Here is a 22396-nt window from a genome sequence, read left to right as displayed (position 1 = left end):
AACTGCGCTGGGGAATGCATTCTAAATAGTGGCACCGTTAGATGCAATCACACCTTTATACCACTCGAAAGACTTCTTGCGCTTGCGTTCTAGTGAGCCAGATTGATCGTTGTGCTTATCTACGTAAATGAATCCGTAGCGTTTTTTCATCTCGCCCGTGGTGAACGAAACTAAGTCGATACAGCCCCAAGGGGTGTAACCCATCAAATCAACACCATCAATCGCAACGGCTTTTTTCATCTCTTTGATGTGGTCGCCAAGGTAAGCGATACGGTAGTCGTCATTAATGCTGCCATCTTCTTCAATGGTATCAACAGCGCCAAAACCGTTCTCAACGATGAACAATGGCACTTCATAACGTTCATACAGAGACGCTAAACAGAAACGCAAACCGGTTGGGTCAATTGGCCAGCCCCAATCGCTAGACTGGATAAACGGGTTATCGACCGAGTTTTCATGACCGCCGTCCATCGCTTCTTCAGTCGATTGGTGAGAAGAAGAATCCAAGGTATTAGACATGTAGTAGCTAAAGCCTAAGTAATCAGCCTTGCCTTCTTTTAGGATCTGCTCATCTTCGGGCTGCATCTCAATATTGAAGCCTTTGATTGCCCAGTCATGCTTAGCGTAATTTGGGTAATGACCACGCACCATTACATCCGAGAAGAAATAACGGTCACGCATCGCTTGCTGTGCCACCATGATGTCTTCTGGCTTTGAAGAACGAGGATAGAAAGGCACCATCGCACACATTGCGCCAATTTGAAGATCTGGATTGATCTCGTGACCTTTCTTAACCACCAACGCACTTGCAACAAACTGGTGGTGAACCGCTTGATACATGGCTTCTTGCGGCTTTTCACATTGCGGAAACTTCACGCCTGAGCATAACCAACCGAAGATGTCTGCCGAGGTGTTCATCTGGTTGTTGATCTCGTTAAACGTCATCCAGTATTTCACTTTGTGTTGGTATCGTTCCATCACTGCAGTTGAATACTTAACGAAGAAGTCGATCACTTTGCGGTTCATCCAGCCGCCATATTCCTTAGCTAGATGGTAAGGCATTTCAAAGTGGCTCAGTGTTACCACAGGCTGAATGTCGTATTTCAACAGCTCGTCAAACAGATCATCGTAAAACGCTAAACCCGCTTCACACGGTTCAGCTTCATCGCCATTTGGGAAGATACGCGTCCACGCGATACTGGTACGGAAACACTTAAAGCCCATCTCAGCGAATAACTTAATGTCTTCTTTGTAGCGATGGTAGAAATCCACTGCGACTTGGTTAGGATAGTTTTCGCCATCAATCACGCCATCGGTGATTCGACGTTGTACACCATGAGCGCCCGCTGTTAATACATCAACAACACTGACACCTTTACCATTCGCATCCCAGCCGCCTTCTAGTTGATGTGCAGCAACCGCACCACCCCATAAAAAATCGTTCGGAAATTCGTTGTTCATACCATTACTCGCTACAAGTTATTCGTGAAAAAGATCAGGATTAGAGAGCTCATTGCAACTCTGAAACCGATTTCAATAAAAGAAAAGATACAGGTTGAAACCGGTTTCAGCAATAGTTAAAAGATCTTTTTTGATCGAACTACAGACTAATCAACAGTCAGCATTACGATCAATGCTGCTCAAAATACTGATCATGCTGAGATTTGCCGGATTGGTCTTGAGTGCCAGGGTAGAACTGGACGAGTGTCTGATCGGCTAAAGTGAGGTGAATCCAACCCTCTTTGACTTTCAACCAGTTGGTGCCGTTGGTCTCATAGACGGCAGGAAACTTGCCCCAGCCTGACTCTGATACCTGTAGCTCTTGAAAGCGGTTAATCGGCGTTAGCTTATTGCTGGCAAAATCTGCGTCGGCATAGACTGATAAAGGTTCAATAGCATCGTTTGGCTTAAACGTATAACAGCTCACAGAGGCTGAAGTGCGATCAAACCACTGGTAGGGCTGTGCACCGATTAAATCGTAGACCGTGCAATCATTGAATTGAATGGCCCACTCTTGATGGGCTTTGAAGCCAAGGTAACCTATGGGTTGGGATGGTTCAGGCTTCGAGTCAGCCTCTGGTTCATATACCGGTTCTGAGGTAGCACATCCCATCAGCCCAAGACTAAAAAGGAAAGTCACAGCAAGCTTCATCATTGTCATACCTCAGTTCCGTTAGTAGATGAGTAACTCAATTAAGTCTCTACATTAAACGGTAAGTTCCAAACGATTACCATCCGGATCGAGTACACAGCTCTCATTATAGCCATCGCCTGTTCTTCTTGGGCCATCTAAGCGCTCATAGCCGTCTTCGACCAAGTGTTGAGTCAGTTGATCGACCGCCTGTTCCGAACCTAATGATATCGCCATGTGAATGAAGCCTGTGAACTGGTCATAGATGTCGTCTTTCGATTCAGGGACAGAGTCCATTTCCATAATCTCTAAACGACTTCCCGTATCAAACGAGAGGAAGTATGAAGAAAACCCTTTAGTTGGGTTGTGATATTTTTAGTTCAATGTCGCGCCGAAATAATCTTCATAAAATCGCTTCAGTACTTCGAGTTGTTTGGTCCAAATTGCGATGTGTTCAATCTTCATTTTGTTTGCCTAAGTTTGATGTCTAACGCTAGATTACTCATCAAATAAGGAACAATAAACAGAACGAAATTCATCGAAATTGTTCCTGATTAACGGGCTCGATTTTATGTCCATAACTGCACAGTATTGGCATCTATGTTTGTGTAATAGTTATCTTTCCTCCATAGTCAGGTTTTACACAATCTGAGATTCAAACTGTGAGCTTTTTAAAACTGATACTACTTGCGGCTATATGGGGAGGCTCGTTTCTTTTCATGAGAATGGCCGCCAATCCATTAGGGCCCGCAGTCTTAATTGAAGCGCGAGTTCTGTTTGCAGCACTTACTCTGCTTTTAGTTTCTTTCTATTTAAAAAAGAAGCTCTCTTTTCATGATCACGCAAAACACTTCTTCATTCTCGGCCTGTTTAACACCACACTTCCTTTTTTGCTTTTCGCTTATGCCGCGCAGACACTTAACGCCTCGACACTCGCCATCTTGAACTCTACCGCGCCAATATGGGCGGCAATCATTGGTGCAATATGGACTAAAACAGCACTCGAGGCGAAAGTTCTATTGGGACTTGGGATTGGGGTAACGGGAGTTGGCGTGTTAGTCGGTTGGGATGCGATGAACATTGGCCGTGAGGCTATGCTTCCTATCTTTGCAGCAATGATGGCGGCCTTTAGCTACGGAATAGCGTCAAACTATACCAAACAAGCCCCTAAAGTTGAGGCATTCAACAATGCTCATGGCAGCATGTGGACTGCGGTATTGCTGGTTTTGCCGTTTGTATTCTTTATTCCGATGAGAGAAACACCCGACGTTACGATCACTACATCGGTTGTCTTATTAGGCGCGGTATGTACTGGGTTAGCGTATCTACTTTACTTCAATCTCGTCTCTGAACTCGGCGCACCTTCAGCCCTGTCCGTGACCTTCATCATTCCGGTATTTGGTATTCTATGGGGTAACTTATTCTTAGATGAAGCAATTGGCATCAATACGATTGTTGGTTCAATTCTGGTTATCACCGGCACCATGTTGGTGACAGGAATGACGCCTTCTAAGATGATAGAGAGCGCCAAACAGAAACGAGCAGCAAGAGCGGCTCGTTAATCAGCCATATATTGCTGAATCTTGTTTCTCAGCCACTGATGAGCAGGGTTCAAATCGGTTCTTTTATGCCAAATCATGTATTGCTGCATCGGTAAGATTTCAAACGGCTGATCAAGGACTTGAAGCTGGAAGGATTCGGAAAATTGATTGGCAAAATCACGCGATGTACTGCCGACACAATCTGAGCCCGATACCAGCACACACATGGTCATCAGCGAGTCACACTCGGCACTCACTTTTCTCTGTTTCAGTGGCGACTTGGTAAAATAATCTGCCGTGTATAAACGGGTTCGACGCATTCTAAAAGTAACATGCTTTTCGTTGTAATATTGCTCTTGCGTCACAGAGCCATTGATTCTCGGATGCCCCTTTCGAGCTATCAGCACCAACTCATCTTCAATCATCGGCTGCTTCATGTAGCCGTTAACTTGCGGGTAATGGATATCAATCGCTAAATCAGCTTGTTGCATGCTCAAGCCTTGCAATAATTCTTCTTCGTTGTTCGGCACCATATTGAATTCAATCGAGATATTGCCCAACGTCTCATCTTGCTCGACGAGAGGTTGAAGCTTGGTTAATCCAATCTCATTCACCAGGATACGAAACACATGATGCTGCTGATTATCAAATGTCTTTAAAGTGCTTACTGCGCTGCTTATCCCTTCTAGAGCAGGCTCTACTCGGTCTGCCAATTGCACCGCAGCGTTAGTCGGAATAATCCCACGCCCTTCACGAATAAACAGGTCGGTATCAAGCTGAGATTGCAATCGCTTCAATGCCCCGCTAACCCCAGGCTGAGTCATACCAAGCGATTCTGATGCAAGCGTGATCGACTTTAATCGATACACTTCTAAGAACACGCTCAATAGATTTAAATCCAACTTTTCCACGTCGCTCACCGTTACTCTCCCTGTCAATGTGGTCTTAATCAATCATAGGTCAGGATTCGTCTTCGTCGCCCAACCATTGCATGATTCAATACATAGCCAATCGTGATGTATTAAATAAAGCTTACTTTATTTTTTGCTATATGTCTTATTCCTATAATCGCCTCAACGAAACAAAATTCTGAAATGAAGAGGCTCTTATGACAACTTCTCGCACGTTCAAAAATGCATCACTGTTCCTGGCTATCTCGCTCGCATTCCCTGCAGTTGCAGCTAACCATGACCACGCACACTTCAGCGAAATTGGCGACCAAGGTGGCAAAAGCGCAACCGAGATGACGACTAAGGCAAACCAAGAGTTCGCAAAAACACTTAACTTTGCCGACACTCGCGCTTTCGACAATAACAACAAGGGTCTTATTGCTAGCTTCGACCAAGAGACGGGCGACATCATTCGCAATAGCTTTAACTTTATCGACCCAAGTGTGACGAATGCAGACCAAGCACCAGATTCAGTAAACCCTTCACTGTGGCGCCAAGCGGTACTGAACCAAGCAGCAGAAGGCTTATATGAAGTTGTTCCGGGTAAAGTTTACCAAGTTCGAGGTGCTGACTTAGCGTCTATCTCTTTCATTCGTAGTGACAACGGTTGGATCGCTTACGACGTTCTTCTTACCAAAGAAGCGGCCGCTAAATCACTCAAATTCTTCAAGAGCAATGTGCCTGATGGCGGCGAACTTCCCGTCGTTGCTATGATTTACTCTCACTCGCACGCTGATCACTTTGGTGGCGCAAGAGCAATCAAAGACGCATACCCAGATGTAAAAGTGTACGGTTCGAAAAACATTACTAAAGAGATCGTCGACGAAAACGTATTGGCGGGTAATGCAATGTCTCGTCGTACCGCTTATCAGTATGGTGCAACCCTGAACCGACACGAGCACGGTATTGTTGATGCTGCACTGTCGAAAGGCCTATCAACCGGTAGCATTACTTACGTACTGCCAGACTACGAGCTGAACCATAACGAAGAGATTGAAACTCTGGTTATTGACGGCCTAGAAATGCAATTCATGGATGCTTCAGGTACCGAAGCGGCCTCTGAAATGGTGACGTATATTCCAAGCATGAAAGCACTTTGGACTGGCGAACTGACCTACCAAGGCATGCACAACCTGTACACGCTGCGTGGCGCTAAAGTACGTGACGGCTTGAAATGGTCTAAGAAGATCAACGAGATGTTAATCACTTGGGGTGAAGAAACAGAGGTGTTGTTTGCGTCTCACTCATCGCCAATCTGGGGCGAACAAGAGATCTCTGATTACCTAAAAATGCAGCGTGACGCTTACGGTTTTACTCATAACCAAACGCTTCGCTTAGCCAATAACGGCGTGGTTCTGCAAGACATCGGTGACGAGATTTACAAGGTCATGCCAGACAGCATCCAACAGTCTTGGCACACCAACGGTTACCACGGTACTTACTCTCACAACGCTCGCGCTGTGTACAACATGTATCTTGGTTACTTCGACATGAACCCAGCTAACCTTAATCCATTACCAATCGAGCCAGAATCGGTGAAGTTTGTTGAGTACATGGGCGGCAGCGATGCTGTGATTGAAAAAGCGCAGCAAGATTTCCAAGAAGGTGAATACCGCTTCGTTGCAACAGCACTGAATAAGGTGATTCAAGCTGAGCCAGAGAACAAAGTTGCACGTGGCTTATTGGCAGATACATACGAGCAGTTGGGTTATCAATCAGAAGGTGCAGGTTGGAGAAACATCTACCTAACCGGCGCTCAAGAGCTTCGTATTGGCACACAACCGGGCGCACCGAAAACTGCATCTCCGGATGTGTTAGCGAACATGACGATTGAAAACCTACTCGATTACTTAGCCGTAAAAGTGGATTCGCTAAAAGCACAAGAAACACCATTTACATTGAATATTCAGTTGCCTGATGTAAAAGAGTTCTACTACGTTGAGATGTCTAACGGCAACCTGAACAACATCCAAGTATCAGAGCTGCAAGATGCGGATACGACACTGATCATCAATAAGTCTGACGTGTCTGACATCGTGCTTAAGAAAACAAGCCTTGGAAAACTGTTAGAAGACGGACAAGCAGGCGTGAAAGGTGATAAGACATCACTTAACAAACTGCTGTCTTCACTGACAGAAGCTGACACCTCTTTTGAGATTGTACCGCGCCCAAGTAAAGGCGAAGAAGTTGATGCAGAGCTATACCAAGATTCAGCGGTACACGCTCATTAAACGCCGGATACACTAAATAAAAACAACAGCAGTTAGCTAGAAAAACGTTCTATAAAGAACATAAAAACAAGCCCCTCCCTTTTGGTCGGGGCTTTCTTATTTGTTCTCAATAAGTGCTTCTTGAACGCTACTGCGTTTGCTCTATTACTGAGACTGAGAGCTTAATAAAACTGATAATTTGTTGAAGCTTATAGATTACTGAGTTTGCCCGTTTACGTCGCAATCCCAATAAGAAGGTGAACCATAATATTGAACAAAGTAATCGATAAATACGCGCACCTTTGGTGCAAGTAACTGAGCACTCGGGTATACCGCCCAGATAGCCGCCTCATCCTTTAAAGGGTAATCCGGCAACACCTCAACCAGCGAACCTTCCGCGAGCTGCTTGTATGCTATCCAACTCGCGCACATGGCAATGCCCAAGCCATCGACACATACATCCCTTACCGCTTCACCGTGATCGACGCGGATAGCACCTAGGCTCTCTTCGAGTTTTCCGATATGAATACTGGCTACCGGAGGTGACAACCCAAGCTCTTGTCCTGCTTGACCTATATTGTGCGTAGACGCGAGTCGCACAAACAATTTTAGATGTTCAATGTTCATCAATAATGGCTAGCCTGCGCTGAGTACACGCTGCTTATTGGCCGCAGCGGCACGGGGAATAATGTGAGTTTTAATATAGGCATTAAGCTTAAACCATGCAAAAGCGCCCGCTAAAACATTGGCGACGGTCGCAGCAATAACCGCATTGATCATGTCTCCAGTTATCGAGCCGAGCCATAAAGCAGGAATGTAGAAAACAAACAAGCGTAAGAAAGAGACATTCAAAGCTTTACGAGGCACACCCAAGGCATTAAAGACCGAAGCAACCAACATGCAAAGCCCAAGCGGGCCATAGCTGAACGGTATAAATAACAAGGTCACTTCAAACCAGCTGCGTATGCTTTGTTCTTCCGAGATAACAGGAATAATCCAGCCACTAAACAGCGCCAACAATGTTGCCATCACGGTGTGGAAAACCAATAAGAACTTCGCTGTTGTATTCAATAGCTCAGGGATTTTGCATCGCTGCTGCGCCCCTAGGTAACGACCAATCATAGGCGGGATAGACATCGTCAGAGCAAGAGAAAACACCAGCATAAAACTTTCAACACGGGCGAGTAAGCTCCAAAAAGCCATCTCATCGGTTCCGATTCTCGCAATCAATAGCATTGAGAAGAACGCGCTGACCGCAGGTAATATCTGATTCGCAGTGGTTGGCATTACCGTCTTGAATAACTCAAAACTGTAGCCTTTGATTCGGTTACTGCACGCGCCATTGAAGCCAAACCAACCTTTGCCGCGAGACTTGATTAGCATGTAGATTGCGCCGAAAGCGTAGCCAATGCTCGATGCGATCGCCGCCCCTGCGATGCCCATATCCAATCCAAAGATCAGAATAGGGTCGAGAATTAGGTTAATCACGCTAGCAGCCAAGAACATGCTTCCGGTTGTTTTGGTATCGCCATTGGCACGATAAACGCAGGTGGCCAGATAAAGCACCGCCACCATCAATGCACTGAACAACCACAGTGGCCAGTACACATTAAAAATAGACAGCATGGATTGGTATTGAGCGTCAGAGACATCATTCACAAACGACGCAAAAACAGAATCGCTAAAAACAATCAGCCCTATGCAGATCAAAGCAATCACCAACACTCCAAATCCAACCGACAGCGTCGCAATTGAAGTAGATTTACGTTGTTCTTTTGCCCCTACCGCTTGAGAAATAATGGACGTTGCCGCGACACCGATTCCCACTTGAACCCCGGTAAACGCTGCTTGAAATGGCAAGGTGATACCGTGAACCGCCAATTCATTCACCCCTAGCTGACCAATAAAGATCGAATCGACCAATTGAACCATCATGATCGCAAACACACCCAGCGTCAGTGGCAGCGTTTTCTCAATAATGGTTTTCAAAGTCGCGGATCTCATCTGCATAAGTCGGTTCACTCTTGTCTGTACCTTGGGGCTAATTACCTAGTTGAGCAGTATACGAAGCTAAATGAAAAGGATAAGAGCGCCAGACAAGGAATGAGTTTTTAGATTTCGTTGACAATCGAATTAGCAAGATACCTTCAACGTTAAAGTATCCATCTAAGACACTGAATAAATTGAAATTATCAAACGCGCCAACACTCTTAATAATTCGTTAATAGTGTTTCGTTTAATGGTTAATTGTTGGTTCGAACATTCCTCGCTAGCCTGAATTTAGGTCGCATTCACACTGAATAGGCTGAAATGAAATCTCTCAGAAGGAATATGGAAATGGTATATCAAGGTTATACAACGTTTAAAGCTCAAGCCGAGGATGGAATTCTTACCGTCACTTTTGACTTCGGTACTGTGAATGTTCAAGGGCAAGAGACTTTGATGCTGACGAAGCCGAAGCACTCAAAGCGGAAGCTTATTGGTTGTATCAAGCTACGAGCAAAACCCCTGCGGTTAAGCGCTTCCAAATTGCCGATGAGCAAGGCCTAGAGCACGATATGGAAAACCAACGTAACTGGGAAACTCTGGTTATGAACGTTCAAGACATCAAATAACTCGGTCACTTCTCTTAATTTGGGTCAGTCACAAACTGACCCATTGTCTTACTTAATCGTTAAACGCCAACGGTTAACCACCAAGTGTTAAAATGGTCATTATTTGCCCCATAGACTCACATTTGAGTCTTCAGCTTGTGAGCCAAATGCAACTATGTGTCATTAATCTTTGTTATAACGTTGTTCAAACTATTTTTTGAAGGACGGAATATGCAAAAAATAATTCTGATCACAGGTGCCACGGATGGCATTGGTTTAGAGACCGCAAAAGCACTAACGCAGCAAGGGCACCATGTTCTGATTCATGGCCGCAACCCAGCTAAGGTCAATAAAGTCGTGACCGCTCTGTCTCGCCTGTCTAAGAATGCAATCATCGAAAGCTACATCGCAGACCTATCGACGCTCTCTGAAGTTGAGGCGCTCGCAACCCAAATCAAAAGCGATCACAAACGACTCGATATACTCATTAACAACGCAGGTGTGTATAAAGTGTCGGACATCACCACTCCAGACAATCTTGATGTGCGTTTTGTCGTAAACACCATTGCGCCGTATCTACTGACACAAAAGCTGCTTCCTCTTTTTGATGCGACAGGTCGTATCGTCAACCTATCTTCAGCAGCCCAAGCACCCGTAGATCTAGATGCATTAATCAGTCCGAATGCGGGTGAACTTGATGGTCCGGTTTACGCGCAAAGTAAGCTGGCGCTAACGATGTGGTCCATCGAATTAGCCAATACTCTTTTAGACAAAGGCACCGCAATTATCCCTGTAAACCCAGCTTCTTTCCTTGGTAGTAAATTAGTGAAAGATGCTTATGGCGTTGATGGCAACGACCTTGCGATTGGAGCCGATATTCTTTGTCGTGCTGCGCTCAGTGATGAGTTTGCCAACGCTTCTGGTCAATATTTTGATAATGATTCTGGGTTGTTCAAAGACCCGCACGCCGACGCATTAGACAACACTAAGAACCACAAGCTGGTGACAGTGCTTAATCAATTACTCGAAGAAAAGCTGTGCGTTACGCACTGATCATTCATTAGTAAAAAACGACCACTAACACTCCCCCCCACCACCACACACAATCCAAGCCGCAGTTCTATCTATACAGACAAAGAACTGCGCGCTCTTTCGATTATTAAGATTTCTTTAATACTGATTCCCCGCTTTGCCCAATTATCACCCAAGATGCAGATTGCTAAACTTGCCCCCGTCGAAACAACACAGGCTACGGCCGAGGAGCATTTATGCGTTTTGAAGGTAAAGTTTATCGTCCTTGGATGGAAGCAGAGAGCGTACTCATCCAGACAACATTGGGGTGCAGTAATAACCAGTGTACCTTCTGCACGATGTTTGATGATAAGCGTTTCAAAGTAAGAGACATCAAAGACATCTTTGAAGATATTGATGCGGCGAGAAAAATCTACCCGCATGTTGAATCTATCTTTTTGGTCGATGGTAATGTGATGGCGATTAGAACCGAGATGCTGATTTCGATTCTGGATTACATCAAGATCACCTTCCCAGAGATCAAGAACATCTCTCTGTATTCAGGGTTCAATGACTTCCGTCGTAAGAGCTTGTCTGAATTAAAAGAGATTAAGTCGGCAGGTTTAAGCATGGCCTATTCAGGCTTGGAGTCCGGTGACCCAATTTTGCTTGAACGCATTCAAAAGCGCATGACGCGTGAGCATGCGATTGAAGGAATGAACCTAGCCCGTGAAGCAGACATCAAGGTGCTGGCTTCATTTATCTTTGGCCTTGGCGGCAAAGAGCGTTCTATAGAGCATGCGATTAATACCACCAGCTTGCTGAACATCATGCAGCCGGATGCGATTGCACCAATGGCTTTAGCCGTTCAACCGGGATCGGTATTGGAAAAAGAAGTAAACCGTGGCGAGTTTGTTTTACCAACGCCATTGCAGATTCTGGAAGAAGAAAAATACTTGCTCGAAAACCTAGAAGATTTCGATTGCTACTACTGGGGTGACCACGGCAATAACATCTCACCAATGCGTGGCATGTTGCCTCAGGCTCGTAAGCCGTTTCTTGATAAGATAAATCAAGACATCGCGCATAACCCAATCACTAAGCAAAACGTCATTAAAACCTTTGCTTGGTAACGAGTAACCTCTACATCGTTTGAAGCAGCCACAAAAAGGGCCAGTGTCAGCTGGCCCTTTCATTTTCTAGCTATGTATCTCTCTATCGAACTATCTGGAGCCGACCGCTCGGACTAATTCTGCGATTCCATCCCAATCACCCTTGTCCATTTTGTCTGTCGGTACCATCCAAGTTCCACCGCAGGCAACGACTGATTTCAGTGCTAAGTAAGACTCAACGTTCGCTGGGCTTACACCGCCTGTAGGCATAAAGTTAACCGGGTAAACAGCCGTCAACGCTTTCAACATTGCGACACCGCCAGATGGCTCTGCTGGGAAGAACTTTAGTGTCTTAAGCCCCATTTCCATTGCTTGTTCAACCAAGCTTGGGTTATTCACTCCAGGAACGATCGTAACCCCTCTTTGCTGACAGTATTTGACTGTTGTTGGATTCAAACCTGGGCTGACAATGAAATCAACACCCGCATTAATGGCAGTATCCACCTGCTCTGTAGTCAGCACAGTACCTGCGCCAATCAGTAACTCAGGGTAGGCTTCACGCATCAAACGAATCGACTCTGCTGCCGCTTCTGTACGAAATGTCACTTCAGCACAAGGCAAACCATTCTCAACCAATACTTTCGCAAGCGGCACAGCCTGAGCAACGTCATTAATGGCGATCACCGGAACGATGCGAATATCTCTGAGTCGCTGTTCAATTGTTTTCATTGTTCATTTCTCTCATTATCAAACAGACAAATTAAGCCAAGTCGCTGCCGTTGCTTGCGATCACTTTTTTGTACCAGTGGAATGACTTTTTAGGAATACGATTTAACGTACCATTGCCTAGGTTGTCTCTGTCCACGTAGATAAACCCATAGCGCTTGCTCATCTCTCCGGTCGACGCCGCAACAAGATCGATACAACCCCAAGGTGTGTAACCCATCAATGGTACACCGTCTTCCATTGCTTCATGCATCGCAACAATGTGCTGACGAAGGTAATCAATGCGGTAATCATCGTTCACTTCTCCATTGTCATCCAAGGTATCACGAGCACCTAAGCCATTTTCTACCAAGAAAAGTGGTTTCTGGTAACGGTCATAGAGTGTGTTCATCGTAATTCGAAGACCTGTAGGGTCAATGACCCAGCCCCAATCACTTGCTGGAAGATGAGGGTTTTTGATGGACTTAACGACGTTCGCTGCACTCGTATTTCCTGCATTCATATCAGCGGAAGCACAGCGTGAAGCGTAATAACTGAAAGAAATGAAATCGACAGTATTTTTCAGAATCTCGAAATCTTCTTCTTGTGTTTCAAGCACCACACCTTTGTTATCAAACACTTTTTGAGCATAAGATGGGTAGTAACCACGCGATTGAACATCGATAAAGAACAGGTTCTCGCGGTCTTTTTCCATAGCCATCAGCACATCTTCTGGCTTACATGAATATGGATAGAAGTTACCGCCCGCCAGCATACAACCCACTTGGTTTTGCTCATCAACTTCATGGGCAATCTTGGTTACCAAAGCGCTTGCTACTAGCTCATGGTGAGCTGCTTGGTACTTCACTTGATCGTGATTTTCGCCTTCCTGAAACAACAATCCAGCACCAGAAAACGGGCTCGCTAGTAAAATATTGATTTCGTTGAAAGTTAACCAGTATTTCACCAAGCCTTTGTAGTTTTCGAAACAGGTTCTCGCGTAACGGCTAAAGAACTCAATCATCTTACGATTACGCCACGAACCATACTCGTTGACCAAGTGCATAGGCACATCGAAATGGCACAAGGTAACGAGCGGCTCAATACCGTATTTCTTACACTCTTCAAAAACATCACGGTAAAAATCTAAGCCAGCTTGGTTCGGCTCTAGCTCGTCACCTTTTGGAAAGATTCGGCTCCAAGCGATGGATACGCGGAAGACTTTAAATCCCATCTCTGCCAGCAAGGCGATGTCTTCTTTGTAACGGTGATAAAAGTCTATCGCGTTATGGCTTGGGTAGAACTCGTCTTCGCTGAGCGTCACCTTATCAACCTGACCAAGCTTAATTGGCATGCGGTTCTCACCATAAGGGATCATATCTACGGTTGTTAGGCCTTTACCACCCGCTAAGTGAGCGCCTTCAGACTGGTTTGCAGCAATAGCGCCGCCCCATAAGAAATCTTCGGGAAATTGAATGTTTGACATCGAATACCTCGGAAACAATAAAAGTCACCTTACGCTGAAGTAAGGTGACTGAATAAATTAATCAATTCTAATTAAGACGCGGACACTACTGTCGGCTTGTCTTCTGCCTTACCAGCTTCTTTGTTTGCTGACTCTGAAGTTGCTTTCTCATCGGCATCATCTTCTGGAACATCTTCAAAGCCTAAAACTAGGGTTAGAACAAATGACAGAACAATAGACAATGCGATCAGACCGAACACCCAAACGATACTCATTGGGTCATTCACATCGAAGAACTGAACACTCGTAAACAAGCTTGGTGCTGCCATCGAGTGACTCGCAAGGCCACCCATGCCCGCTAATGCACCTACGATAAAACCAGTAATCATTGTTGCGATAAGTGGACGTTTCAGACGAACAAGCACGCCGTACAATGCAGGCTCAGAGATACCGGCGAAGATAGCTGAAGCACCTGCGGCTAATGATGTCTGCTTTAGTGCGCTGTTTTTGGTTTTGTAAGCAACAGCCAGACACGCACCACCCATACCGAGGTTGGCACCGATTTCTGAAGGCATAACCATACCTTCACGACCCGTCTCAGCAATGGTTTGAATAATCGTTGGAGTAAATACACGGTGCATACCAGTAAGAACAAGTAGAGGCCACAGTGCGCCCATGATAGCAACCGACAACCAACCTAATGTGTCATGAATTGTGTAAACAAGCGCTGAAAGTGCAGTACCAACCCAAATACCAAATGGACCGATAAGTACGATAGCAACCGGAGCTGCAATCAATACGATAAGCATAGGTTTCAGGAAGTTTTTAGTCACAGCAGGGGTAATGCTATCTACCCAACGTTCTATGTAAGAAAGAGCCCAAGTCATCACAAGTACAGGAATAACCGTGTAGGTGTATTTCACTGACGTGATTGGGATACCGAAGAAATCAACGTGCTTGCCTTCTGCTGCTTGCGCCATCAATTCCATAAAGTTCGGGTGGATTAAGACACCGGCAATCGCAATGGAAAGAGACATATTGGTCTTGAATTTGATCGATGCGGAAGCGGCAACCATAACCGGTAGGAAGAAGAAGGCGCCATCGCCAATCGCTTTCAAGATAATCAAGGTAGGTGCATTTGGCTCAACCCAGCCCAGCATCTCAAGTACCATGGCGAGCAGTTTGACCATTGAAGCGCCAATGATTGCTGGGATAAGAGGCGACATGGTACCAACCAGTGCGTCCAACATTTTCGCACCAATTGACTTAGCCGTTAGCTTCTCTTTTTTAGCAGGAACCTCTGACTCAGATACAGTGGATAGCTCACAAAGCGCCATCACTTCTTTGTATGCATACGATACCTCGTTACCAATGATAACTTGTACTTTGTCTCCATTATCAACAACACCCATCACACCTTTCAGTGCTTTTAGCTTGTTAATATCGACGCCATCTTGGCTGTGTAAAACGAATCGTAGTCGAGTCATACAGTGTGTTAGGGCAGCCACATTTGTCTTGCCCCCAAGATGCTCAACAACAGATTTCGCAATTGCGCGGTAATCGTTGGCCATTTTATCCCCCAAAGATCTCTTTCCAGTGATTTTTAAACGCGAATATAGTGAGATGTGACTAATTTTCCGTCAGTAGGATGCAAAAACAATCACAATTGTTGTGAATTGTTGTTTTGTGTCCTTCATCACACTTCCTTAAGTTACCGGTAACATGTTACCGGTAACGCTTATAAGATAAAGCCATATTTACAAGCGATGTTCAAAATTGAGATCACGCGCAAATTTGTTAAGAGGATTGAGTTATGGCTGGTAGTAGTGTCATCGTCATGGGTGTCAGTGCTTGTGGGAAAAGCACGATAGGCGAGCAGTTGGCAAAAAAACTTGGGCGTAAGTTCATTGATGGTGACGACCTTCATCCTCGAGCAAACATTCAAAAAATGGCGTCAGGCCAACCTCTTAATGATGATGATCGCATTCCATGGCTGGAACGCGTTCGTGATGCAGCGTACAGCCTAGAAAGTAAAAATGAGCACGGCATTATTGTGTGTTCTGCGTTGAAGAAGAAGTACCGCGACCAAATTCGCGAAGGGAACAAAAACCTCACCTTTCTCTTTTTAGATGGCAACATTGACCTGATCTTGCATCGAATGCGTCAGCGCCAAGGCCACTTCATGAAAGAGAACATGATTAAAAGCCAGTTCGAAACATTAGAAAGACCCGATCACGAGCCAGATACGGTTGTCATCAGCATTGATGGCGGTATTGATGACGTTGTGGACTGTGCTGCGATTGTGCTTTCAATGACTGATGAGGCAGAAACAGCATGACCCTTCCAACCATCCAAGCGGTGACTCAACGATTAATTGAACGAAGCAAAGAGACTCATGAAGCGTTTCTAAACCGAACCCAACACCAAGCCTCTGCTGGCAAAGGTGGTAAAGGGCTTTCTTGCGGCAACTTGGCTCATGCTGTCGCAGCTTCTTGTTCCGATGAGAAACGCTCGATTCTTGATCTCACTAAATCCAATGTGGCGTTAATCAGCTCTTACAACGATATGTTAAGCGCTCACCAGCCGTATCAACACTATCCAGATCAGATCAAAAAGGCGTTAGCTAAGTTCGGCCACACCTCTCAAGTAGCGGGCTGTGTTCCCGCGATGTGCGATGGGGTAACTCAAGGCCAACCAGGCATGGATATGTCTTTGTTTTCAAGGGACTTGATTGCTCAATCGACCGCTCTTTCACTGAGTCACAACGTGTTTGATTCAACCCTATTACTTGGTATTTGCGACAAGATAGCTCCAGGACAACTGATGGGCGCGCTCTCTTTTGCGCATCTACCAACTGCCTTTGTTCCGGCAGGCTTGATGGCAACGGGCATCAGCAATGATGAGAAAGTACACATTCGCCAAGAGTACGCGGCTGGCAAGGTAGGAAAAAGTGCCTTGCTGGACATGGAGTGCAACGCTTATCACTCAGCGGGCACCTGCACTTTTTACGGCACAGCCAATACCAATCAGCTGGTATTTGAAGCGATGGGGCTGATGCTTCCGGGCTCAGCGTTTATTCACCCTGACTCTGAATTGCGCGCATCACTCACTCAGCATGCCGCCATTGAAATTGCTTCAATGACACCACAAGCCGCAAACTTCCGCCCACTTTCTGAAGTCTTTACCGCTAAAAGCTTAATCAATGGCATTGTTGCCCTACTCGCATCAGGTGGCAGTACCAACCACAGCATTCACATGGTCGCGGTAGCACGCGCAGCAGGATTTATTCTGACTTGGCAAGACATCAGCGATCTATCCTATGTGGTGCCTTTACTTGCTCGAGTTTATCCCAACGGCCCAGCAGATATGAATGCGTTCCAAGCGGCAGGAGGAGTTCCCGCGCTGTTACGCCGTTTAGATCAAGCCAACTTACTGCACCGAGATGTCACACCTACCTTTGGCTCGTTTGAAGATCAAATGAGTATTCCAGAACTTGAAAATGGAAAGCTAACGTGGAAAAAGTGCAAACAGTCGGCAGATGCAGAGGTAATTGCAGGCCAAGAACAGGTATTCCAAAGCACAGGCGGAACGCGAGTCCTTTCAGGGAACCTTGGCAACGCAGTGATTAAAGTGTCAGCGGTTGCAGAAGAGCAACGTGTAATAGAAGCACCTGCGGTAGTTTTTGATTGCCAACATAAGGTAGAAGCTGCGTATCAACGAGGTGAACTCAACAAAGATTGCATTGTTGTGGTAATAAACAATGGCCCAGCTGCGAACGGTATGCCTGAACTGCACAAGCTTATGCCGATTCTAGGTAATGTTCAGAAACAAGGGTTTAAAGTGGCTCTGGTTACTGATGGGCGCCTTTCTGGAGCCTCAGGAAAGATCCCATCCGCGATTCATGTCTCACCAGAGGCCATTCGAGGAGGAACTATTGGGCTTGTTCGCGAAGGCGATATCCTGCGCTTAGATTGCGCGAGTGGCGAACTCAATAACCTCAACGACATGCAGTCTCGCCAAGCGAAGGTATTTGAGGCAGACGCCAACCAGCAAACCATGGGGCGCAACCTATTTAGCGTGATGCGCCAAAGCGTTTCGAGTGCAGAACAAGGGGCGAGTTTTATCGTCTAACTGTGTCATCGCTTAAATGTAAAAGCAAAAGGGGCATCATTTCGATGCCCCTTTCCGTTTCCACCATACTTGGTTAAACGCTTTCGCCATCCGTGATGCGATAGCCCATATCCACTACCGTTTCCGTGACTGGCTCACCTTTCAATCGGGCAAGCAGTAGCTCGGCACTTTTCTTACCTATTTCATAACGTGGCGTATCCACGCTAGTCAGTTTTGGGCGTATGGTTTGACCGATATCTAACGCGTTATAGCCCACCACAGATAGCTGTTGCGGCACTTGGATTCCACGTTGCTGGGCAATGAGCAAGGTACCTATCGCGATGTCATCATTGGTGCAGAACACGCCATCTAGATCTGGGTAATCCGCAAGAGCGCGATCAAGCAGATCTTCAGCCAAAGAGAAGTTAGAGTGCTGTTCAGTCAACACGTGTTTAGGCTCTAATCCAGCCTCATACATCGCTTTGTCATAGCCTTGCAAACGCAACTTGGTTCGCGCATCCAATCGAGCGCCAAAGTAAGCAATAGAGCGTTTACCAGCTTCAATCATTCGCTTCACGACATGGTAAGAAGCATCAATATGGTCCAAGCCAACAACCATATCGATCGGATTGGTTGGGAGTTCCATCGTTTCAACAACAGAAACACCTGAATTCTTGATCATCTGTAACGTGCGGGGGGTGTGGTGGCTTTCCGTCAATATCAACCCATCAACTTGATACGAAAGCAGCGAAGCAATCTTTTCCTCTTCTTCCACAGCATCATAGCTAAAGTGAGCAAGCAACGTCTCGTAGCCATTCTCTTTAGTAACCGTTTCGATACCTTGAACAAACGCGGCAAAGATTTGGTTTGATAACGAAGGGAGCAAGATACCGATCGCTTTACTCGACGATTTAGAGAGCATAGCTGGCGCTTTGTTTTCGATGTATCCCATCTCTTCAATAACCGCTGCAATTTTAACGCGAGTTTTGGCTGCGACTGAATCGGGATTGCGCATGTAACGAGAGACGGTCATCTTTGTGACCCCCACTTTGTCTGCAACATCTTGAAGTGTGGTTCGAGTTTTCTTCTGCTGTTCTGTCATAACTATTTGAACTCTTTATTATGTTACAAGTAACATTATAAAGTTCTCACCGCCTTAAGTTCAACCCATTCGTTGTCATCGACACATAGTATTGAAATCGTTCTACCATCGGCAAATTAGTTTGGCGTTAACGAAAGGTTGGTATCACGCATGCTTGATGAAAGCTTGGCTTAACTGCTGAAAGAGTGAGTCTACGTTGGGTAGAGTTGTCAGATGTGCGGACAACGGAGTATGAACCTGCGCATCCACCACGGTTGGATTGCCACAAACTTGATTATAAAAATTTACGGGTGCAACGATGTTCTCTAAGTCGACATCCAACAAGATACAGGCTTGCGAAAGTACAATTTGGCCGCCCCCTTGTTTAAGCAAAACACGCTGCGCAGTGCCCACTATTTTTTGTTTGTTGATATTGAGATTGTAATCACCATCGCAATAAGAACCGGGAGTCGCGTGTACATCCACATCGATACCCAGTTCTTTAAAAAACAGGGTTAAGATATTGCACAGATGTAGATACGCTTTTTGGATGTTGTAGGCTTCATCACGAGGCCAATGGTAAATGTGCGATAAGTTAATGATCCCCGGCAGTTGGGGAACGGGAGCGCCGCCTGTTTTACGTGAGGTGAGTTGCCAACCTTGTGCCGCGAGTTGCTTTCTAGACTCGACCGTCACTGGCCACTTCTTACCTGCGGGCAAAACGAGTGTCGGCGTTTTTGCTTGCCACAGCATTAAGGCTTGTCCAATTTCACCCGCCTGAATTTGCTGCAATAATTCAGCTTCTTTTTCAAACGCACGATCAACATCAATGTGCGGGTAACGTACGAGTTTATTGGTTAACTTCAATGCACTTTCCTCTACAGATTGTGGTGACCTATCATTTAACGTTCTGCAATGGTTGATGAGATATGGGACTATGTGCGATGAAACATAGCACCAAAAGTTAGTTATTGGCGCCATAGTAGCTTGTCAGTTGCCCATCTCAAAGGTGAGTGCTAACATTTGTACACACACCAATAAAGGAATACATCATGGACACTAGAATTCAATTTCGTGTTGATGAAGAAACAAAACGCCTAGCTCAACAGATGGCTGAGAGCCAAGGTCGCACACTGAGTGGTGCTTGCCGTGAGCTTACTGAGCAACTCGCTGAGCAACAAAGACAGACATTATCTCACGATGCATGGCTAACTGAACAAGTAAACCTAGCATTTGAGAAGTTTGACTCAGGAGAATCCGTTTTCGTTGAACACCAAACTGCTAAATCTCGAATGGAAGAACGCAAAGCCAGAATACGTAATCGAGGTAAGCAATGATTTTATGGGAAGAAGAATCACTCAATGATCGTGAAAGGATCTTTGAGTTTATCTATGACTTCAACCCTTATGCGGCAGAAAACGCTGACAACCTCATTGAAACAAAAGTAGAAAACTTGCTTGAGCAGCCTCTAATGGGTGTACAGAGAGACGGCATTCGTGGGCGATTACTTATAATTCCTGAGATTTCAATGATCGTCTCCTATTGGATCGAAGGCGACATTATCCGAATTATGCGCGTACTCCACCAGAAACAAAAGTTCCCAATGGATTGATTACTTCCTCTGGGCAACTAGCCCAATTAAGGGGTGAACAACGCCTCCACCCAACCTAAAGCATTGTGCCATAAACACTTAACTTGAAGTAGGAGCAAAAGTGCCAAGCGTTGTGAATCCCTCTTAAATTGATTGTTATAACACAATTGCTACACGTCACTTTCCGTTAGTATCTGACGACAATTTCGTACTGTAAGGACGCGAATTTCATGGCTGAGGCTATATATGATTCGATAGTGACCAAACAAGATTTCGCGGTAATTGGTATGAGGTAGCTCAGGAACCATTCGTCCCATGTCAGGCATACTTGAGAGAAGGTCTGTTTTATCGAATACCTCATTAACCCAGTTTTCTGCCGCCACTGGATTATCTAGCGAAATAAACTCGGCTGCATCACCTAACTTTTGTAATGCTAGTGGTGACCAGACTACTTTCATTTCTTAATGCGCCCCAATACTTGAGCACGAGCGTCTTCATTGGAAACACCTAAACCTGAAGCTAATTGTGCTTCAGCAGTACGCATTTCTTCCAGTAACTCGATCTTCTCTTGCATTGCTTCATATTCTGCAACATCAAGGACAACCGCAACACCCTTACCACGTTGTGTGATAACTAGTGGTCTGCGAGTTTCGTTAATCTGTTTAATAAATGACGTCACGCCAGCACGAAATTCAGACAAAGGCTGAATATCTTGATCAAAATGGATGCGGCTCATGTTGAACTCCCTATGGTACAATTTAATGTACAAATAATAGTTCAAATAGCAATTTTGAGCAATAGCCTGATTTTGTGTTATAGCCCTGTTAAGGTGTGAGCAACGCAATACCGATGCTACCGTATACCGCCTTAAACACTGAACGCAACGCATAATAAAAATGCCACGCGTTGCGAATCACTCTTAAACAGTTTGTATGGATAATAAGCACTCCAATCGGGTAATGTGAGACCCAGGCTTTAGCTGCAACTAAAGCTTTCTATGTAGTAGTTCGTTTAAACGCTGGCTCCTCTATCGAGAGACCGATAACAAACATGAACGCTACATAGGACTTCAAGCATAAACCTCGAATAGTCGACTGGGTCTCGAACCCGCATTACGCAAGCATGAGTTAGCTTATTATGAATACCAAAATCAATCAAAGCATCAACGTTGGAGTTGATACCGGCAAAACACAATTAGACATCCACATCAGGCCACTAGACCTATTTTTCTCAGTAGAGAACAATGATAAAGGCATCAAAAAAGCACTCAAAACGATTAAGAGTCACAGTCCTGAACGAATCGTTATTGAAGCAACAGGCCGATTAGAAATGCCTTTTGTTCTTGCATGTGCAGAGGCTCAATTACCTATTGTCAGAGCAAACCCTGTCCACATAAAACGGTTCGCTGGTGCTATTGGCCGCAGAGCCAAAAATGATCGTTTAGATGCAGAATTGATTGCTCACTATGGAGAAGCAATCAAACCAGCTCTTACTGTCATAAAGCCAAAAAACATACGCCTAATGAGTGACTTAGTCATTCGCCGAAACCAGTTGTTATCCATGCAAACCATGGAAAAGAACCGAATCCAGATACTTCCCGCTTCTCTCCATCCGACTATCAAACCGATGCTAACCACGATAAAAAATCAAATCACCAAGTTAGAAGAAAAGCTCGTTAAACTCATTGAAGATAGCCCTGAATATCAGGCTAAAAACACAATATTGCAGAGCGTCCCTGGAATAGGAAACATTGCCGCTGCATCAATAATTAGCAACGTACCAGAACTTGGCTACATCACAAATAAACAAGCGGCATCACTAATTGGTGTCGCTCCAATAACACGCGAAAGTGGGCGCTACAAAGGTAAGCGCGTGATCCAAGGCGGTCGAGCGCA

21 protein-coding genes and 2 pseudogenes are annotated in these 22396 nt (G+C 45.3%); 10 read left to right on the top strand and 13 right to left on the bottom strand.

Features of this window, described 5'->3' with window-relative positions; translation table 11 throughout:
- Positions 1-21: 21 nt before the first annotated feature.
- The 3 genes and pseudogenes from AB4307_RS19680 to AB4307_RS19670 form a co-directional block, all read right to left on the bottom strand.
- On the bottom strand, positions 22-1461 hold the full coding sequence (locus AB4307_RS19680; RefSeq protein WP_372133119.1) for a 6-phospho-beta-glucosidase: 1440 nt from the start codon (positions 1459-1461) through the stop codon (positions 22-24).
- A gap of 169 nt (positions 1462-1630) precedes the next feature.
- The gene (locus AB4307_RS19675; protein ID WP_372133141.1) at positions 1631-2155 is read right to left on the bottom strand and encodes a hypothetical protein; all 525 of its coding nucleotides are present in this window, start codon (positions 2153-2155) and stop codon (positions 1631-1633) included.
- A 51-nt stretch (positions 2156-2206) separates the two neighbouring features.
- A pseudogene (locus tag AB4307_RS19670) lies at positions 2207-2596 on the bottom strand (VOC family protein).
- Positions 2597-2793: 197 nt separating this feature from the next.
- Between AB4307_RS19670 and AB4307_RS19665 the strand changes: the two are divergent.
- Positions 2794-3693, top strand: coding sequence for a DMT family transporter (locus AB4307_RS19665; RefSeq protein ID WP_372133117.1), 900 nt, complete (start codon positions 2794-2796; stop codon positions 3691-3693).
- On the opposite strand, the gene AB4307_RS19660 is transcribed toward AB4307_RS19665, so the two are convergent.
- The gene (locus tag AB4307_RS19660) at positions 3690-4592 is read right to left on the bottom strand and encodes a LysR family transcriptional regulator (protein ID WP_017059462.1); all 903 of its coding nucleotides are present in this window, start codon (positions 4590-4592) and stop codon (positions 3690-3692) included. The genes AB4307_RS19665 and AB4307_RS19660 overlap by 4 nt on opposite strands.
- A gap of 188 nt (positions 4593-4780) precedes the next feature.
- On the opposite strand from AB4307_RS19660, the gene AB4307_RS19655 reads away from it, so the two are divergent.
- Complete coding sequence (locus tag AB4307_RS19655; protein WP_171732904.1) at positions 4781-6853, top strand: alkyl/aryl-sulfatase; 2073 nt, start codon at positions 4781-4783, stop codon at positions 6851-6853.
- A 195-nt stretch (positions 6854-7048) separates the two neighbouring features.
- On the opposite strand, the gene AB4307_RS19650 is transcribed toward AB4307_RS19655, so the two are convergent.
- Together AB4307_RS19650 and AB4307_RS19645 are read right to left on the bottom strand one after the other, a co-directional pair.
- Positions 7049-7459: a LysR family transcriptional regulator gene (locus tag AB4307_RS19650; protein ID WP_017059460.1), complete on the bottom strand. Its 411-nt coding sequence runs from the start codon at positions 7457-7459 to the stop codon at positions 7049-7051.
- A 9-nt stretch (positions 7460-7468) separates the two neighbouring features.
- Entirely contained in the window at positions 7469-8842 is a 1374-nt protein-coding gene (locus AB4307_RS19645; protein WP_372133113.1) for an MATE family efflux transporter, read from the bottom strand.
- A 446-nt stretch (positions 8843-9288) separates the two neighbouring features.
- Between AB4307_RS19645 and AB4307_RS19640 the strand changes: the two are divergent.
- The 3 genes and pseudogenes from AB4307_RS19640 to AB4307_RS19630 all read left to right on the top strand — a co-directional run.
- Positions 9289-9447 (top strand): annotated as a pseudogene (locus AB4307_RS19640) (enoyl-CoA hydratase/isomerase family protein); the annotation flags it as partial.
- A 210-nt stretch (positions 9448-9657) separates the two neighbouring features.
- The gene (locus AB4307_RS19635; RefSeq protein WP_102320416.1) at positions 9658-10479 is read left to right on the top strand and encodes an SDR family NAD(P)-dependent oxidoreductase; all 822 of its coding nucleotides are present in this window, start codon (positions 9658-9660) and stop codon (positions 10477-10479) included.
- A 215-nt stretch (positions 10480-10694) separates the two neighbouring features.
- On the top strand, positions 10695-11570 hold the full coding sequence (locus tag AB4307_RS19630; protein ID WP_017067570.1) for a radical SAM protein: 876 nt from the start codon (positions 10695-10697) through the stop codon (positions 11568-11570).
- Positions 11571-11660: 90 nt separating this feature from the next.
- Here the strand turns inward: AB4307_RS19630 and AB4307_RS19625 are convergent, their stop codons facing one another.
- From AB4307_RS19625 to ascF, 3 genes are all read right to left on the bottom strand, one after another.
- Entirely contained in the window at positions 11661-12278 is a 618-nt protein-coding gene (locus AB4307_RS19625; protein WP_372133111.1) for a bifunctional 4-hydroxy-2-oxoglutarate aldolase/2-dehydro-3-deoxy-phosphogluconate aldolase, read from the bottom strand.
- A gap of 31 nt (positions 12279-12309) precedes the next feature.
- Positions 12310-13740, bottom strand: coding sequence for a 6-phospho-beta-glucosidase (locus AB4307_RS19620; RefSeq protein WP_017059454.1), 1431 nt, complete (start codon positions 13738-13740; stop codon positions 12310-12312).
- 71 nt (positions 13741-13811) lie between these two features.
- Complete coding sequence (gene ascF / locus AB4307_RS19615; protein ID WP_017064040.1) at positions 13812-15290, bottom strand: PTS cellobiose/arbutin/salicin transporter subunit IIBC; 1479 nt, start codon at positions 15288-15290, stop codon at positions 13812-13814.
- A gap of 242 nt (positions 15291-15532) precedes the next feature.
- Between ascF and AB4307_RS19610 the strand changes: the two genes are divergently transcribed.
- Positions 15533-16057: a gluconokinase gene (locus tag AB4307_RS19610; protein ID WP_017072143.1), complete on the top strand. Its 525-nt coding sequence runs from the start codon at positions 15533-15535 to the stop codon at positions 16055-16057.
- Positions 16054-17850, top strand: a complete 1797-nt coding sequence (gene edd / locus AB4307_RS19605) for a phosphogluconate dehydratase (RefSeq protein WP_372133108.1) — start codon at positions 16054-16056, stop codon at positions 17848-17850. Before AB4307_RS19610 ends, edd begins: the two co-directional genes overlap by 4 nt.
- A 73-nt stretch (positions 17851-17923) precedes the next feature.
- On the opposite strand, the gene AB4307_RS19600 is transcribed toward edd, so the two are convergent.
- Both AB4307_RS19600 and AB4307_RS19595 read right to left on the bottom strand, forming a co-directional pair.
- Positions 17924-18931, bottom strand: a complete 1008-nt coding sequence (locus AB4307_RS19600; protein WP_017059450.1) for a LacI family DNA-binding transcriptional regulator — start codon at positions 18929-18931, stop codon at positions 17924-17926.
- A gap of 144 nt (positions 18932-19075) precedes the next feature.
- Entirely contained in the window at positions 19076-19777 is a 702-nt protein-coding gene (locus AB4307_RS19595) for a lipoate--protein ligase family protein (RefSeq protein WP_372133105.1), read from the bottom strand.
- Positions 19778-19962: 185 nt separating this feature from the next.
- On the opposite strand from AB4307_RS19595, the gene AB4307_RS19590 reads away from it, so the two are divergent.
- The gene (locus AB4307_RS19590; RefSeq protein WP_017059448.1) at positions 19963-20247 is read left to right on the top strand and encodes a type II toxin-antitoxin system TacA family antitoxin; all 285 of its coding nucleotides are present in this window, start codon (positions 19963-19965) and stop codon (positions 20245-20247) included.
- Entirely contained in the window at positions 20244-20522 is a 279-nt protein-coding gene (locus AB4307_RS19585; protein WP_372133102.1) for a type II toxin-antitoxin system RelE/ParE family toxin, read from the top strand. Before AB4307_RS19590 ends, AB4307_RS19585 begins: the two co-directional genes overlap by 4 nt.
- A 149-nt stretch (positions 20523-20671) precedes the next feature.
- Here the strand turns inward: AB4307_RS19585 and AB4307_RS19580 are convergent, their stop codons facing one another.
- Positions 20672-20959: a type II toxin-antitoxin system RelE/ParE family toxin gene (locus AB4307_RS19580; RefSeq protein ID WP_017064044.1), complete on the bottom strand. Its 288-nt coding sequence runs from the start codon at positions 20957-20959 to the stop codon at positions 20672-20674.
- Positions 20956-21237 (bottom strand): type II toxin-antitoxin system Phd/YefM family antitoxin, encoded by a 282-nt coding sequence (locus AB4307_RS19575; RefSeq protein WP_011080399.1) that lies wholly within the window; start codon positions 21235-21237, stop codon positions 20956-20958. The genes AB4307_RS19580 and AB4307_RS19575 overlap by 4 nt, the downstream gene beginning before the upstream one ends.
- 401 nt (positions 21238-21638) lie before the next feature.
- Between AB4307_RS19575 and AB4307_RS19570 the strand changes: the two genes are divergently transcribed.
- On the top strand, positions 21639-22396 hold a 758-nt coding region (locus AB4307_RS19570), incomplete at its 3' end, for an IS110 family RNA-guided transposase (protein WP_372133099.1).

The organism is Vibrio sp. 10N.261.52.C2 (assembly GCF_041471425.1).
Taxonomy (GTDB): domain Bacteria; phylum Pseudomonadota; class Gammaproteobacteria; order Enterobacterales; family Vibrionaceae; genus Vibrio; species Vibrio crassostreae_C.
The sequence above is the reverse complement of the archived record's forward strand: the minus strand, read 5'-3'. Positions and strand labels throughout refer to the sequence as shown.